Source organism: Methylobacterium sp. CM6246, assembly GCF_054818005.1.
The window spans coordinates 74,810-89,196 of sequence record NZ_JBTXKY010000001.1 but is presented as its reverse complement, the minus strand read 5'-3'; the positions used below and the strand labels follow the sequence as shown (position 1 = coordinate 89,196).

Annotated in this window: 14 protein-coding genes and 2 pseudogenes; 10 read left to right on the top strand and 6 right to left on the bottom strand. The window is 70.9% G+C overall.

Annotation, left to right across the window (positions count from 1 at the left end):
• Positions 1-31: 31 nt before the first annotated feature.
• Complete coding sequence (locus ACYQPG_RS00455) at positions 32-412, bottom strand: response regulator (RefSeq protein WP_058192055.1); 381 nt, start codon at positions 410-412, stop codon at positions 32-34.
• Positions 413-687: 275 nt separating this feature from the next.
• Between ACYQPG_RS00455 and ACYQPG_RS00450 the strand changes: the two genes are divergently transcribed.
• Entirely contained in the window at positions 688-1,338 is a 651-nt protein-coding gene (locus ACYQPG_RS00450) for a glutathione S-transferase family protein (protein WP_147940703.1), read from the top strand.
• A gap of 7 nt (positions 1,339-1,345) precedes the next feature.
• Here ACYQPG_RS00450 and ACYQPG_RS00445 read toward each other — a convergent pair whose 3' ends face one another.
• Positions 1,346-2,269 (bottom strand): pyridoxamine 5'-phosphate oxidase family protein, encoded by a 924-nt coding sequence (locus ACYQPG_RS00445; RefSeq protein WP_147940702.1) that lies wholly within the window; start codon positions 2,267-2,269, stop codon positions 1,346-1,348.
• 8 nt (positions 2,270-2,277) lie between these two features.
• Positions 2,278-2,904, bottom strand: a complete 627-nt coding sequence (locus ACYQPG_RS00440; protein ID WP_147908005.1) for a glutathione S-transferase family protein — start codon at positions 2,902-2,904, stop codon at positions 2,278-2,280.
• Between the two features lie 98 nt (positions 2,905-3,002).
• Here ACYQPG_RS00440 and ACYQPG_RS00435 point away from each other — a divergent pair, with 98 nt between their 5' ends.
• From ACYQPG_RS00435 to ACYQPG_RS00425, 3 genes and pseudogenes are all read left to right on the top strand, one after another.
• Complete coding sequence (locus tag ACYQPG_RS00435; RefSeq protein WP_419830872.1) at positions 3,003-3,902, top strand: LysR family transcriptional regulator; 900 nt, start codon at positions 3,003-3,005, stop codon at positions 3,900-3,902.
• A gap of 176 nt (positions 3,903-4,078) precedes the next feature.
• Positions 4,079-4,990 (top strand): annotated as a pseudogene (locus ACYQPG_RS00430) (amino acid ABC transporter substrate-binding protein).
• 72 nt (positions 4,991-5,062) lie between these two features.
• Entirely contained in the window at positions 5,063-6,307 is a 1,245-nt protein-coding gene (locus ACYQPG_RS00425; protein ID WP_461229965.1) for an MFS transporter, read from the top strand.
• A gap of 9 nt (positions 6,308-6,316) precedes the next feature.
• On the opposite strand, the gene ACYQPG_RS00420 is transcribed toward ACYQPG_RS00425, so the two are convergent.
• Together ACYQPG_RS00420 and ACYQPG_RS00415 are read right to left on the bottom strand one after the other, a co-directional pair.
• On the bottom strand, positions 6,317-7,558 hold the full coding sequence (locus ACYQPG_RS00420) for an NAD(P)/FAD-dependent oxidoreductase (protein WP_461229964.1): 1,242 nt from the start codon (positions 7,556-7,558) through the stop codon (positions 6,317-6,319).
• On the bottom strand, positions 7,555-8,496 hold the full coding sequence (locus ACYQPG_RS00415) for a LysR family transcriptional regulator (RefSeq protein WP_147908001.1): 942 nt from the start codon (positions 8,494-8,496) through the stop codon (positions 7,555-7,557). The genes ACYQPG_RS00420 and ACYQPG_RS00415 overlap by 4 nt, the downstream gene beginning before the upstream one ends.
• A gap of 181 nt (positions 8,497-8,677) precedes the next feature.
• Between ACYQPG_RS00415 and ACYQPG_RS00410 the strand changes: the two genes are divergently transcribed.
• The 5 genes and pseudogenes from ACYQPG_RS00410 to ACYQPG_RS00390 all read left to right on the top strand — a co-directional run.
• Complete coding sequence (locus ACYQPG_RS00410; RefSeq protein WP_461229963.1) at positions 8,678-9,733, top strand: class 1 fructose-bisphosphatase; 1,056 nt, start codon at positions 8,678-8,680, stop codon at positions 9,731-9,733.
• 22 nt (positions 9,734-9,755) lie between these two features.
• Positions 9,756-10,616: a phosphoribulokinase gene (locus tag ACYQPG_RS00405; protein ID WP_147854414.1), complete on the top strand. Its 861-nt coding sequence runs from the start codon at positions 9,756-9,758 to the stop codon at positions 10,614-10,616.
• A 234-nt stretch (positions 10,617-10,850) separates the two neighbouring features.
• Positions 10,851-11,537 (top strand): ribulose-phosphate 3-epimerase, encoded by a 687-nt coding sequence (gene rpe, locus ACYQPG_RS00400; protein WP_461232401.1) that lies wholly within the window; start codon positions 10,851-10,853, stop codon positions 11,535-11,537.
• Positions 11,531-12,280, top strand: a complete 750-nt coding sequence (locus tag ACYQPG_RS00395) for an HAD-IA family hydrolase (RefSeq protein ID WP_147940697.1) — start codon at positions 11,531-11,533, stop codon at positions 12,278-12,280. The genes rpe and ACYQPG_RS00395 overlap by 7 nt, the downstream gene beginning before the upstream one ends.
• A 39-nt stretch (positions 12,281-12,319) precedes the next feature.
• A pseudogene (locus ACYQPG_RS00390) lies at positions 12,320-13,203 on the top strand (methyl-accepting chemotaxis protein); the annotation flags it as partial.
• 82 nt (positions 13,204-13,285) lie between these two features.
• Here ACYQPG_RS00390 and ACYQPG_RS00385 read toward each other — a convergent pair.
• Positions 13,286-13,462, bottom strand: coding sequence for a hypothetical protein (locus ACYQPG_RS00385; RefSeq protein ID WP_419830868.1), 177 nt, complete (start codon positions 13,460-13,462; stop codon positions 13,286-13,288).
• 162 nt (positions 13,463-13,624) lie between these two features.
• Here ACYQPG_RS00385 and ACYQPG_RS00380 point away from each other — a divergent pair, with 162 nt between their 5' ends.
• Complete coding sequence (locus ACYQPG_RS00380) at positions 13,625-14,371, top strand: YebC/PmpR family DNA-binding transcriptional regulator (RefSeq protein WP_147907998.1); 747 nt, start codon at positions 13,625-13,627, stop codon at positions 14,369-14,371.
• Positions 14,372-14,387 lie beyond the last annotated feature (16 nt).

Here is a 14,387-nt window from a genome sequence, read left to right as displayed (position 1 = left end):
GGGTCAGGGAGCCTGCCGTGGCGGGCGGCCTTCAGCCGGCTTGTGCGGTCTCGCCCAGCGCGGCGCTGATCTGGCTGAGCAGCTTGGAGAAATCCACGGGCTTGGGATGGTAGTCGTCGCACCCCGCCTGGATGGCCTTGTCCCGGTCCCCGGACATCGCGTGCGCGGTGAGCGCGATGATCGGGATCGCCCGCGTGTCGGATCCGGATTTCAGGGCGCGCGCCGCCGACCAGCCGTCGAGGACCGGCAGGTTCATGTCGAGCAGGATCACGTCGGGCTGGCCCGACCGGGCCTGCTGCACGCCGGCCTCGCCGTCATGCGCCAGGATCACCTCGTAGCCGCGGCGCTTGAGGCGGCGGGACAGGAAGTCCCAGATCTCTTCATGGTCCTCGACCAACAGTATCTTCGCCATCAGAACTCGAATCCCCGGGTCGCGTCGCGCCGGCTGGCACCCCAACGCGCGGCAACGCACAAACGCCCAACGTCCCTGCCGCGATTCCGGTCCCTCCGGAAGTGGGCACCCGCGCAGAGGGCGCAACTCGGATCCGGATGTCTCATTGGGGCCACCCGTCCCGGGCTCGGGGCGATCCCGCAACCGCCACCGTCGCGGCGCTGCACGATTGACCCGGACCTCAGGCAGGACGAAGCGTATCGCCGCGCAAATCACGGATCCTGGGAGGGTGCGGCATGGCCGACACGCCGGACATCGAGTTCTACCACGCCCCCAATACCCGCTCGACCGGCGTGCGCGTGCTGCTGGAGGAACTCGGCGCCCCGCATCGCCTGCACGTGCTCAACATGCGGGCCGGCGAACATCTCGGGGATGCCTATCGCGCCATCAACCCGATGGCCAAGGTGCCGGCGATCCGCACCCGCGACGCGCTCGTGACCGAGCAGGCGGCGGTTTACCTGTATCTGGCCGACCTGTTTCCCGAGGCCGGCCTCGCCCCGTCACTCACCGATCCCACCCGGGGGACGTATCTGCGCTGGATGGTGTTCTACGGCTCGTGCTTCGAGCCCGCGGTGATCGACCGCCATCTCAAGCGCGAGCCCGGGCCGCGCGCCATGTCGGCCTATGCCGACTACGACAGCGTGATCGCCCGCGTCGCCGAAGCGCTGAAGCCGGGGCCGTACCTGCTCGGCGACCGCTTCAGCGCCGCCGATATCCTTTGGGGCAGCGCACTCGGCTGGACGATGGGCTTCGGGCTGGTCGCGCCCGATCCGGTGCTGTCGGCCTATGTCGACCGGATCCGGGCCCGCCCGGCCTTCCGGAACGTGGCCGCCGCGGATGCGCGGCTCGCACAGGAGCACGAGGCGGCCGCGGCGGCCACGTCCTGAGCCACGATCAGGCATCCTCGCTCGCGTCCCAGATGCCGGTGCGCGTGAGTTGCGGTGCCGGCTCGGGGGCGCTCCACCGGAGGGGAACCGCCGCCCGGCGCCGCCAGCCGGCCGTCATCGTGAACGCCCAGGATCGCTGCGCGCCCAGGAGACCCGCGGCGTCGGTGCCGGTCCAGTCGATCGCGGTGCGGCCCTGGAGGACCAGAAGGTCGCCACTGGTGAAGTCGAGGAACAGCAGCGCCGCACGCGGCTCGCCGACCAGGTTGCCCAGCGTGTTGAAGTAGCGGTTTCCGGAGAAGTCCGGGACCGTCAGCACGTCGCCGCGGCGCCGGACGAAGCCCGGCCGCCCGCCCCGATGCGAGATGTCGGCGCCGCCGTCCCGGAGCCCGTCCCGCGCCCGGGTCGCCACGAACAGCGTGTCCGCGGCGTCGATCAGCGCGCCGGCTTCCGCGTCCAGGGCCGACAGGATCTCGGTCGGCCCCGGCTGGCGCGGCACCGGCTCGACGTCCCGCCGCTGGATGTATTGCGGGCAATTGCCGAAGCTCTGGTCGATCGCCACGGTCAGGCCGTCCCGGTCGCGGCGCACGATGCGGCCGTTGGCACGGTTGCGCCGCCGGGTCGCCAGATCGATGCCCAGGATGCCGGCTTCCGCGCCCGGTATCAGGAACCGGGCCGCAGGGTCGGCCGGGTCGAGCGCTGCCGAGATGGCGAGATGGGTCGCGTCCGGGCTGTGCACGAAGCCGGGCGCACCCGTCAGCAGGGTCGCCACCGGCGCGCCGCTCGCATCTGCGGTCGCGACCAGGAGATAGGGCAGCCCCGCGAAGAAGCCGCGGTGCTGGTCCGGCATGAACGACCGGATCGCCGGGGTCTCGCCGAGGACGTGGCCGGCCCGCGCCTGGGCGATCGCCTCATCCGCATGGAAAGTCGCCATGGCATGCCTCACGCTTGTTCCGGGATGGGAGAGGCCGGCATCGGGACGAAGCCCGGCAGGGCCTCGATCCGGGCGATCCAGGCTCGTACGGCCGGATAGGGCGCGAGCGAGACGCCGCCTTCGGGGGCATGGGCGACGTAGGAGTAGCAGGCGATGTCGGCCAGCGTCGCCCGGTCGGCGGCGAGGTGCCGGCGATCGGCCAGGTGCCCGTCCATGAAGCCGAGGATCCGCGCGGCGGTCGCGTGCACGGTCGCGCGGTCGGCCAGGGCACCGAACACCACCATCAGCCGGGCCAGGGCCGGCCCGGTGCGTACCTCCCCGGACGCGATCGAGAGCCAGCGCTGGACCTCGGCCGCGCCGAGCGGATCGGCCGGCATCCAGCCGCCATCCGGCGCGTAGCGCGCGGCCAGGTAGACCAGAATCGCGTTGCTGTCCGGGATCGCGGCCGCGCCGTCGGTCAGGACCGGGATCTGGCCGAGCGGGTTGAGGCGCCGGAAATCGGCCGCTGCGCGCTGCTCGGCGCTCGCCACCGCGACGAACCGATAGGGCAGCCCCAGCAGCGACAGGAACAGTTCCGCGCGGTGCGAATGGCCCGAGAGTCGCAGGCCGTAGAGGGTCAGGTCGGGTTCGGACATCGTCGGGGTCTCCAGCAACGACCCGACTATCGCTCTTGCATGCGCCGCCGAAAATCCGGAGTGTTCGACACTCAGAATTTCAGGATCTGAAACAATCGATGGACCGGCTGGACGAACTCGCCCTCTTCGTCGCGATCATCGATGCCGGCAGTCTCGCCGGGGCAGCCCGGCGGTCGCGCCGTTCGGCGGCTGCCGCGACCCGGGCGCTCTCGAGCCTGGAGGCCCGGGCCGGCGCCCGTCTGGTGGAGCGCACCACCCGCCGCCTCGCACCGACTCCGGCGGGCCTCGATCTGGCCGAACGGGCACGCGGCCTGCTGGCGGGTTACGAGGCCGCCGTCTCGGGGGCGGCCGGCGATGCGGTGCGCGGTCTCGTGCGAGTCACGGCGCCGGTGCTGTTCGGGCGCAAGCACGTGGCGCCGGTCGTGTCGGGCTTCCTGGACGTCTACCCGGAGGCGCAGGTCGAACTGGTTCTGGCCGACCGCAACCTCGACCTCGTGGAAGAGGGGATCGATGTCGCCCTCCGGATCGGGCAGCTTGCGGAATCGCGCCTCGTCGCGCGCCGGCTCGGGCAGGTGCGCCAGGTCGTCGTCGCCAGCCCGGCCTATCTCGCCGTCCGGGGCACGCCCCGGACGCCCACCGACCTGAGCGCGCACGACACCATCGTGGGCCTGATCCACGCGGGCGTTCGCGAATGGCGCTTCGGTGCCAACCGGGTGCGCCTCGCCCCGCGGCTCATCGTCAACGAGGTCGAGGCGGCGCTGATCGCGGCCCGGGGCGGACGCGGTATCGCGCGGGTGTTGTCCTACCAGGCCGCCGAAGAGATCGCGGACGGTCGGCTCGTGCGCCTGCTCGCGGCCCATGAGCCGGCACCGGTACCGGTGCAACTCGTGACCCTCAGCCAGGGCCTCCGGCCCGCCCGGGTGAACGCCTTCCTCGACTACGCTGCGGAGTCCCTGAGGACATTGCCGGTCCTCCAATGCCTGAAAACGGGGACATGATCGAACTTCCGTCACCGGATTTGGTCGTAGACTGGTTTCCAAGTCGCCGCTGGCTATAGCCACGGCCGGACTCTTGCTGAGGGTTGTCCGGAAGCCCGATCCGCGTGCAGTCGGGCTCCCGCCGCCGGGTCAGCCGGGCCGGCGCCCCGTTGCGCGACCAGGGAACCGGCCAGCCCATGCGTCTGCTCACTCCGCTCCTCGCCGTGCTGCTCGCGGTCCTCCCCCCGGCGGCCCAGGCCGAACCGCTGACCGGCACCCTCAAGAAGATCAAGGACAACAACCGGCTGGTGCTCGGCGTGCGCGATAGCTCGCCGCCGTTCAGCTACCTGGACCAGAACCAGAAAGTGGTCGGCTTCGCGGTCGATATCTGCCGCAAGATCGCCGACGCCGTGAAGCGCGAGTTGAAGATGCCGGGGCTCGAGGTCGCGATGGAGTTCGTGAACTCATCCTCCCGCATTCCGCTGATGACCAACAACACCACCGATCTCGAATGCGGCACCACCACCAACAATTCCGAGCGCAAGAAGCAGGTCGACTTCACCAACACCCACTTCCTCACCGCGACCCGGTTCATCGCCCGGAAGGACCAGAAGATCGGGAGCCTGGAGGATCTGCGCGGCAAGGTGGTCTCGTCGGTGGCCGGCTCGACCAACATCCTGATGCTGATCAAGGCGAACAACGAACGTAAGCTCGGCATCACGGTGATCGCCGCCAAGGATGTGCCGGAGGCCTTCCTGATGCTCGAGACCGGGCGGGCGGCGGCCTTCGTGATGGACGACGTGCAGCTCAGCGTCGTGGGAGCCCAGTCGAAGGATCCGTCCGCCTACGCGATCAGCCAGGAGACCCTGTCCAACCCGGAACCCTACGGCATCATGCTCCGCCGGGACGATCCGGCCTTCAAGGCGGTGGTCGACCGGGCGACCGCGGATCTCTACCGCAGCCCCGAGATCATGACGATCTAGGAGACGTGGTTCCTCAAGCCGGTGCCGCCGCGGGGCCTGAACTACAACGTGCCGTTGTCGTCGGCTCTGCGCTGGGCGTTTGAGCATCCGAGCGACAATTCGGATCCGGCCTTCTACGCGCACTGATCCGGGTGGGTTTCGCTCCGGCCGCGGAGATGCGATGCCGCGTTCAGATCCGCCTGCCCCGCGAAGCCCCCCATGCTCGACCGCCAAGAGCCGGCCCTCACGCCGTCAGCGACCCGCGCGCCGGAGCCTGCAGCCGCCTCGATCCCGCGCCTGATCGTCGTCCTGGCCTGCGCGGGCTTCGGCAGCACCTTCGCGCTGCGCTCGGTCGAGCCCCTGGTCGGCGTGCTGGCGCGGGATCTCGGCAGCGACACCCACACGGTGGCGCTGCTCTCCACCGCCTTCGCGCTGCCCTACGCCTTCATCCAGCCGGTGCTCGGCCCGGTGGGCGATGCGTTGGGCAAGGAGCGGGTGATGAGCGTCTGCCTGGCGGTGCTCGCCGGCGCCCTCGTCCTGTGCAGCCTCGCCCCCGATATCGGCAGCCTGTTCGGCCTGCGGATGCTGGCGGGGGCAGCCGCCGGCGGCTGCATCCCGTTGTCGCTCGCGCTGCTCGGGGACCGGGTGCCCATGGACCGGCGCCAGGTGGCGATCGGGCGCTTCCTCGTGGCGGCGATCCTCGGGCAGCTCACCGGCTCGACCTTCGCGGGCCTGATCGAGGCGGTGATCGGCTGGCGCGGCGTGTTCGCCATCACGGCTCTGGTCGCCGCCGTCGCGTGCGCCGCGACGGTGTTCGGCTTCGACCGCACCGGCAGCCTCCCGGCCCGCCGCCCCGCCTTCCGGCAGGCGGTGCGGCGCTACCTCACCATCCTGGCCAATCCGCGGGCCCGGATCCTGTTCTCGGCGGTGTTCGTCGAGGCGATCGCGATCTTCGGGGTGTTCCCCCATCTCGCCCCGCTGATCGAGGCCCGCGGCGAGGGCGGCCCGCGCGAGGCCGGCCTGGTGCTCGCGGGCTTCGCCATCGGCGGCCTGCTCTATTCGGCCCTGGTCGGTCTGCTGGTGCGGCTGCTCGGCATGCCCCGGATGCTGATCGGCGGCGGCCTGATCTGCAGCGCCTCGCTCACCGTGGTCGGGCTGGCCGGAAGCTGGCAGGTGGACTGTGCCGCCCTGACCGCAATGGGCCTCGGCTTCTACATGCTGCACAACACCTTCCAGACGCAGGTGACCGAGGTGGCGCCCACGGCCCGCGCCTCCGCGGTGGCCCTGCACGCGTTCTCGTTCTTCTGCGGGCAGGCGCTCGGCGTCGCGGTGCTGGGTCAGGCCCTGATGCAGCTGGGGCAGTTCGGGGCGCTCGCGGCCTGCGCGGTCACGATCCTGGGGCTCGGGATCGCCACGGCCGTGGCCCTGCAGCGGCCTGGCCCCAAGATCGCCTTCTCGGATTGACCGGTCCGGTCAGGGGCGGGCCATCGCCAGCGCCTTGAGATCGAAGCCGGGATCGGCCGCCTGCTCCGGGGTGAGCGGCGTCCCCGCCGCCAGCAGGCGCCGGGCGATCATGTGGTCGGCCGCCCGGTCGACGGATTCGACCGCGCTCAGCGAACCGTCCCGGAAGCGGAACACCGAGAACGCCGCACCGGAGCCCCGCACCACGCTGGAATCGCCGGGCCCGGACAGGCCGGCGATCTGGAGCTTGTGCGGACCCTGGTCGCTCCAGAACCACGGCAGCGCCCCGTAGGCCGCCGGCTTTCCATTGAGCAGCGCGGCGAGGCAGCGGCCCTGGTCGATCGCGTTCTGCACCGACTCGATCCGCACCGTGCCGTCGGGGCTGAGCCCGCGCGCGAACGGGCTCGGGAAGCGGGCGCAGTCGCCGATCGCCGAGATCGCGGGATCGGGCGTCGCCAGGAACGCGTCGACCCGCACGCCGTCCTCGGCCGGGAGGCCGGCCTCCGCCGCCAGCTCCCGGTTCGGCAGCACGCCGATGCCGATCAGGACGACGTCGGCGGGAAGCTCCCGTCCGTCCGCCAGCACGATGCCGGTGGCGCGGCCGTCGCGACCGGTGATCGCGGTCACGCCGGCCCCGAACGCGAAACGCACGCCCCACGCCTCGTGGGCGGCACGGAAGAACCCCGCGATCTCCGGCGAGATCGCCCGGGCCATCGGCCGGTCGGCCGCCTCGACCACGGTGACCGACAGGCCCCGGGCGGCGGCCACCGCGGCGAATTCCAGGCCGATGAAGCCGGCGCCGATCACGACGATCGCCCGGGCGGAATCGAGCGACGCCCGGAGCGCGTCGGCGTCTTCGAGGCCGCGCAGCTGGCGCACGTTCGGGGCGTCGGCTCCCGGGACCGGCAGCGGCCGGTTGCGGGCGCCGGTGGCCAGCACGAGGTGGTCGTAGGCGAGGCTCTGGCCGTCCGAGAGAAGCAGGCGCCGTCCGGCCCGGTCGATCCCGACGGCGCGGAGGCCGGGGCGGTGGGCGATGGCATGCTCGGCGAAGAAGCCGGGCTGGCGCAGGAACAGGCCCTCGGCGTCGGTCTTGCCGGCGAGGTACGCCTTCGACAGGGGCGGGCGCTGGTAGGGCAGGGCGGTCTCGTCGCCCACGAGGGTGATCGGATCCCGGAATCCGCCCTCGCGCAGGGAGGCGGCCAGCTGGAACCCGGCTTGGCCTGAGCCGGCGACGACGATGCCGGCCGCGCTCACGCCTTGGCCCCGGTCACTTCGGGCAGCGTCACGCCCGGCAGCATGCGCGCACCGTCGCTCATCAGGTACGACCAGACCGCGGAGGCCGCCGGGCCCAGCACCTTGTCGGCCCGGCGCACCGCGTACCAGTCCCGACGGATCGGCAGGCCCTTGACGTCGAGGAGCGCGAGCCGGCCGCTCTCGACCTCGGCCGCCACGGAATGGACCGACAGGAGCGCGATCCCGAGCCCCGCCATCACGGATTGCTTGATGGTCTCGTTGGAGCCGGTGTCGATGTCGAGCAAGGCGCGCTTGACCAGGATGCCGCTCATGAACTCCTCGAAGACCGTGCGCGTGCCGGAGCCCTCTTCGCGGAAGAAGAACGGCTGGTCGGCCAGGTCTTCGCGCGACAGCCCGGTCCGGCCGGCCAACGGGTGGCTGGGAGGCGCCACCAGGACCAGCGGGTGTGGACCGAACGTCGCCGCCTCGATCGGGAAGTCCCGGGGCGGGCGGCCCATCACGGCGAAGTCGATCTCGTAGCCGCGCAGGGCCTCGACGGTCTGGCCCCGGTTGCGGACCGAGAGGCTGATCTCGACCCCGGGATGCTGCTTGACGAAGCCCGCGATCACCTGGGGGGCGAAATATTTGGCCGTCGAGACGACACCCAGCGCAACGCGCCCGCCCTCCGCGCCGCGCAGGGTCCGCAGGCGGTCGGTGCAGGTCTCCAGCACGGTGTTGATGCTGTCGATCGCCCAGAGCATCTCGCGCCCGGCATCGGTGGGCTTGAGCCCCCCCGGCGTCCGGTCGAACAGCAGCAGCCCGGCCTCCTCCTCCAGCTGGCGGATGCGCGCGTAGAGGGCGGCCGAGGTGACGTTCAGCTCCTGGGCCGCCCGGGTCATGGTTCCCAGGCGGGCCACCGCCGCCACCGCCTGGAGCTGCTTGAGAGAGAGGTTGCGCATGGCGGAGGTCTCGTTTTTTTTGTCCTATGACACAAGATCCCCCAGAAATCTTGAGCGTGGCGTCCTCGGTTCTTGTCGATCGGGGCGCGCCGCCCGCTATCATGGTGGTAGAGGGGTCGCTACAGACCGGCGCGGAACGCGCGATCCCGGCGGGCGGGATTTCAGCAGGAGAGACAGGCCGATGGCAATTTCAGCAGCGATCGGGACGCCTCTCGAAACCTGCCTGGCGCAGGCGGTCGAGGCCAACCCGGCCTTGAAGGATGCCGCCGCGGTGATCCGTGCGATCGCGGGCTCGGCGGTGGAGATCAGCGCGCTGATCGGGCGCGGCGCACTTGGCGGCGACCTCGCGGCGGCGGGCGAGCACAACAGCGACGGCGACGTGCAGAAGGCGCTCGACGTGATCGCGCACGAAAGCGTGACCGCCGCCCTGCAGGGCGCTCCTGTTGCCGAAGTCGCCTCCGAGGAGGCCGAGGAGGTGATGCGGTTGAACCCGGACGCGCCGCTGGCCGTGGCGATCGACCCGCTCGACGGCTCGTCCAACATCGGCGTCAACATGGCGGTGGGGATGATCTTCGGCATCCGCCCGTCGATCAAGGACCCGGCCAACCCGCTGGCCTCGTTCACCACCCCGGGCACCGCCCAGATCGCTGCCGGCTTCGTGACCTACGGCCCGGCCACCGCGCTGATCCTGACGCTCGGCGACGGCACCCAATCCTACGTGCTCGACCGGGAGGAGGGCGCGTTCCGCCTGACCAGCCCGGCCATGTCGGTTCCGGCCTCGGCCAAGGAATTCGCCATCAACGCCTCCAACGTCCGGCACTGGGACGCCCCCGTGAAGGCCTATATCGAGGATTGCCAGCGTGGCACCGAGGGACCGCGCGACAAGGACTACAACATGCGCTGGCTCGCCTCCCTGGTGGCCGACATCCAGCGCGTGCTGACCCGCGGCGGCGTGTTCCTGTATCCGGGCGACGCCCGCAAGAACTACGCCCGCGGCCGCCTGCGGCTGCTCTACGAGGTCGCCCCGGTGGCGATGCTGGTCGAGCAGGCCGGGGGCGCCGCCTCGGACGGCCAGACCCGCATCCTCAACCTGGTGGCCACCGGGATCCACGAGCGCGCGCCCCTGGTCTGCGGCTCGACCGAAGAGGTCGCGTGCGTGGCCGCCTATTATGCGGGCGGCAAGCCCGATGCCGGCCGCTCGCCGCTGTTCGGCCAGCGCGGATTGATGCGGTCGTAATCGCAACGCGAAGTACAAGAGCATGTCGGCGCGGCACCCCATCATCTCGGTGACCGGCTCCTCAGGAGCCGGCACGACCTCGGTGCGCAACACCTTCGAGCAGATCTTCCGCCGGGAGGACGTGCGCGCCGTGTTCATCGAGGGCGACGGGTTCCACGCCTACGACCGGGACACGATGCGGGCCATGATGGCGCGCGAGCCGACGCTGTCGCATTTCGCGCCCCGGGCGAACCTGCTGCCGGAGCTGGAGGCGGTGTTCCGCAGCTACGCCGAGAACGGTACCGGCCAGACCCGGCACTACGCCCACGACCAGCACGACGCCCGGGCCTACGGCATCCCGGAGGGCAGCTTCTCGGATTGGGAGGCGTTCCCGCCGGATTCCGACCTGCTGTTCTACGAGGGCCTGCACGGCTGCGTGGCCGACCCGGACGTGGACATCGCCCGCTACGCCGACCTGAAGATCGGCGTGGTGCCGGTGATCAACCTCGAATGGATCCAGAAGCTGCACCGGGACCGCTCGTTCCGCGGCTATTCCACGGATGCCGTCACCGACGTGATCCTGCGGCGGATGCCCGACTACGTGCAGACCATCTGCCCGCAATTCTCGTTCACGGACATCAACTTCCAGCGGGTGCCGACCGTCGACACCTCGAACCCGTTCATCGCCCGCTGGATCCCCACCGCCGACGAGTCGCTGGTGGTGATCCGGTTCAAGGACCCGAAGGGGATCGATTTCTCGTATCTGGTGTCCATGATCCACGACAGCTTCATGAGCCGTGCCAATTCCATCGTGATCCCGGGCGGCAAGCTCGACCTCGCCATGCAGCTGATTCTGACGCCGATGATCATGCAGCTCGTGGAACGCCGCCGCCGCCTGGCGTGATTCCATAGGGATCGGACGAAGCCTTTGAACCAAGCAAGACCATCGATCCCATACGGCCCCTCATCCTGAGGTGCTGCGCAGCAGCCGCGAAGGTGCCCTCCAGCCGGCCACGGGATTTCTTGAGGGCTCCTTCGAGGCCTCCGCTCTGCTCCGGTACCTCAGGATGAGGGACAGTGTGGGATCGGCCCGTGGGCCGAAGATTGTCTGAGCCAAACCGCAGTCGAAAGATCCATGATGCTGCCTCCCGTCATCGCCCCGTCGATCCTCTCGGCCGACTTCGCCCGCCTCGCCGAGGAGACCTGTGCCGTGGACGCGGCCGGGGCCGACTGGATCCATCTCGACGTGATGGACGGCCATTTCGTGCCCAACATCACCTTCGGCCCTCCAGTGGTGAAGGCACTGCGCCCGCACACGCAAAAGTTCTTCGACGTGCACCTGATGATCGCGCCGGCCGACCCGTATCTCGCGGCCTTCGCCGACGCCGGCGCCGACGGGATCACGGTCCATGCCGAGGCCGGGCCGCATATCCACCGCTCGCTCCAGACCATCCGCGATCTCGGCAAGCGCGCCGGCGTGGCGATCAACCCCGGCACCCCCGCCGCGATGGTCGAGCCGGTGCTCGACATCGTGGATCTCGTGCTGGTGATGACGGTCAATCCGGGCTTCGGCGGCCAGACGTTCCTGCGGAGCAGCATGGAGAGCGTGGCGCGGGTGCGGGCCATGGTGGCCGGCCGCGACATCCGCATCCAGGTCGACGGCGGCATCGACGCCGAGACCGTGAAGGCGGCAAGCCGCGCCGGCGCCGACACGTTCGTGGCCGGCAATGCGGTCTTCAGCGGAGGTCCAGACGCCTACGCGGAGCGCATCGCGGCGATCCGGGCCGGCGCGGAGGGCGCCTCCGGTCGCGACCTCTCGTGCTGAGGGCGCTGATCTTCGATGTCGACGGCACGCTCGCCGAGACCGAGGACCTGCACCGGCAGGCGTTCAACCGCGCCTTCGCGGACCTGGATCTGCCCTGGCGCTGGGACCCGGCGCTCTACGCCGACCTGCTCACCGTGATGGGCGGCAAGGAACGGCTCACCCACTACATCGACACGCACCACCCGGGCGAGGCGGCTTCGCTGCACGCCCGGGCGCCTGAGATCCACGCCCGCAAGACGATCGCGTATGGCGGCCTCGTCACCGGGGACGGCCTGCCCCTGCGCCCGGGGATCGCCCGGCTGGTCGGCGAGGCCCGGAACGCCGGCCTGCGCCTGGCTATCGCCACCACCACCAGCCGGCCCAACGTCGATCGGCTGCTGGCGGCGAACTTCGGGCTGGACGACACGCCCTTCGACGTGATCGCGGCCGGCGACGAGGCCGCGCGCAAGAAGCCCGCCCCGGACGTGTTCCAACTGGCTCTGGACCGCCTCGGTGTCCCGGCCGTGCAGGCCGTGGCGTTCGAGGATTCCGCCCCCGGCATCGCCTCGGCCCGCGCCGCCGGCCTGCCGGTCCTGGCGACCCGCAGCCGCTACACCGACAGCCACAGCCTCGACGGCGCCTTCTCGGCGGTCTCCGATCTCGGCGAGCCCGGCCGCCCGCACCGGCACATCGCCGGGCTCGAATGGCCGGGCGACGTGGTGACGTTGGGCGCTTTGCAGGATTGGCACGCGGGCGTGCGCTGAGGCGGCTGCGTCCCACGCGGCTGACGCGATCGATATTTTACCTCCGGGGCCCGGCGCATCGCCGAGGAACAGCGCCGGGCGGCGATGCACCAGATGGCCGACGCGTTCGAGCGGGCGACCAGCGGGATCGTCGCCACGGTCTCGGCGTCGGCCTGCGCCTTGCAGGCCACGGCGCAGACCCTGGCGACGACGGCGGCCAAGACGGCGGAACGGTCTACCACGGTCGCGGCCGCCTCCGAGCAGGCGGCATCCAATGTCGGCACCGTGGCGGCCGCCGCCGAGGAGCTGGGCGCCTCGGTGCAGGAGATCGGACGGCGGGTCGCCGCCTCGGCGGATCTGGCACGGACCGCGGTGGGCGAAGCGGACCAGACCGCCGCGCTCGTGACCGCCCTGACCGCAAGCGTGGCCAAGATCGGCGAAGTGGTCGGGCTGATCTCGGGCATCACGGCACAGACCAACCTGCTGGCGCTCAACGCCACCATCGAGGCGGCCCGCGCCGGCGAGGCGGTGCGCGGCTTCGCGGTGGTGGCCTCGGAGGGCAAGGCGCTGGCCGACCAGACCGCAAAGGCCACCGGTGAGATCGGCCAGCAGATCGGTGAGGTCCAGGGTGTTACGGGCGAGGCCGCCACGGCGATCGGGCAGATCGGCGGCCGCATCCGGGAATTCAGCACCGTGTCCGCCTCGATCGCGGCGGCGGTGGAGCAGCAGGATGCGGCGACCCGGGAGATCCGTCCACAATGTCGGTCCGGCGGCCTCCGGCACCGGGGTGGTAACCCGCACCATCACGGGGTGTGGCCGGGGCGGCGGAGAAGACCGGCGCGGCGGCGGCCGAGGTTCTGACCTCGGCCTTCGAGCTGTCGCACCAGTCGGAGCGGCTGACCGCCGCGGTCGGGCGGTTCCTGGCCACGGTCCGGGCGGCGTGAGGCGGGATCGTTCGACGCTCGCGATCCGTAATTCAACGCGCTCGCCGATGCCGACTAGGGATCCACTCCGGCGGCGAGCGCTCTAGCGCCGCCGCCCCTCAGGCCGTCCCTTGGCCTCGGTCGCGAACAGCATCGAACCGGCCACCGCGCCGAGCAGCGTGGCGATCCCGAGCTTGAGCCAGCGGCGGTCGTCGGTCGGGGGCGTCGTCGCTGTCCTGCTGTGTTCGGTCCGGCGCGGCATCGGGTTTCCAGCTGACATGTCCCGCGCCAACGCCCGGCGCGGGCGATCTTTCCGCGGTCGCGACGATCGGGTGGCGCGTTGCTTCGTCGGAAGCCGGCGGCCTATAACGCGGCGACCTCACAGCCGCGACGGCGGGGTCCCGGACGCCCGCCCTCGCCAACGAACAAAGTCTCACGCAACATGGCAGGCCATTCGCAGTTCAAGAACATCATGCACCGGAAGGGCCGGGTGGACGCGGTCCGCTCGAAGGTGTTCGGCAAGCTCGCCCGCGAGATCACCGTGGCGGCCAAGCTCGGCACGCCGGACCCGGCCATGAACCCGCGCCTGCGCGCGGCGATCATCGCGGCCCGCGCCGAGAACATGCCGAAGGACAACATCGAGCGCGCTGTCAAGAAGGCGGCCGGAGCGGATGGCGAGAACTACGAGGACATCCGCTACGAAGGCTACGGCCCCGGCGGCGCCGCGCTGATCGTGGAGGCGCAGACCGACAACCGCAACCGCACCGCCTCGGACGTGCGCTCGGCCTTCACCAAGTCCGGCGGCAGCCTCGCCGAGACCGGCGCCGTGGCGTTCATGTTCGACCGGGTCGGCGTGATCGGCTTCCCGGCGAGCGTCGCCGATGCCGACACGATGCTGGAGGCGGCCATCGAGGCGGGGGCCGACGACGTCAGCTCCAGTGAGGACGGCCACGAGGTCGTCTGCGCGCAGGAATCCTACGGCGAGGTCGCCAAGGCCCTGGAGGCCCGGTTCGGCGAGCCCAGCCGCACCGGCCTGGTCTGGAAGGCCCAGAACACGATCGACGTCGATGACGAGACCGGCGAGAAGCTGATCCGCCTGGTCGAGGTGATCGAGGACCAGGACGACGTGCAGCACGTCTACGTCAACTTCGCATTGTCCGATGCACTGATGGCCAAGCTCGAGGGCTGAGCGTCGGCCGCCGCGC

Bases quoted from the DNA above. Each gene is read 5' to 3' on its own strand.
- ACYQPG_RS00455 (WP_058192055.1), bottom strand. From the start codon at position 412: ATGGCGAAGATACTGTTGGTCGAGGACCATGAAGAGATCTGGGACTTC.
- ACYQPG_RS00450 (WP_147940703.1), top strand. From the start codon at position 688: ATGGCCGACACGCCGGACATCGAGTTCTACCACGCCCCCAATACCCGC.
- ACYQPG_RS00445 (WP_147940702.1), bottom strand. From the start codon at position 2,269: ATGGCGACTTTCCATGCGGATGAGGCGATCGCCCAGGCGCGGGCCGGC.
- ACYQPG_RS00440 (WP_147908005.1), bottom strand. From the start codon at position 2,904: ATGTCCGAACCCGACCTGACCCTCTACGGCCTGCGACTCTCGGGCCAT.
- ACYQPG_RS00435 (WP_419830872.1), top strand. From the start codon at position 3,003: ATGGACCGGCTGGACGAACTCGCCCTCTTCGTCGCGATCATCGATGCC.
- ACYQPG_RS00425 (WP_461229965.1), top strand. From the start codon at position 5,063: ATGCTCGACCGCCAAGAGCCGGCCCTCACGCCGTCAGCGACCCGCGCG.
- ACYQPG_RS00415 (WP_147908001.1), bottom strand. From the start codon at position 8,496: ATGCGCAACCTCTCTCTCAAGCAGCTCCAGGCGGTGGCGGCGGTGGCC.
- ACYQPG_RS00410 (WP_461229963.1), top strand. From the start codon at position 8,678: ATGGCAATTTCAGCAGCGATCGGGACGCCTCTCGAAACCTGCCTGGCG.
- ACYQPG_RS00405 (WP_147854414.1), top strand. From the start codon at position 9,756: ATGTCGGCGCGGCACCCCATCATCTCGGTGACCGGCTCCTCAGGAGCC.
- rpe (WP_461232401.1), top strand. From the start codon at position 10,851: ATGCTGCCTCCCGTCATCGCCCCGTCGATCCTCTCGGCCGACTTCGCC.
- ACYQPG_RS00385 (WP_419830868.1), bottom strand. From the start codon at position 13,462: ATGTCAGCTGGAAACCCGATGCCGCGCCGGACCGAACACAGCAGGACA.
- ACYQPG_RS00380 (WP_147907998.1), top strand. From the start codon at position 13,625: ATGGCAGGCCATTCGCAGTTCAAGAACATCATGCACCGGAAGGGCCGG.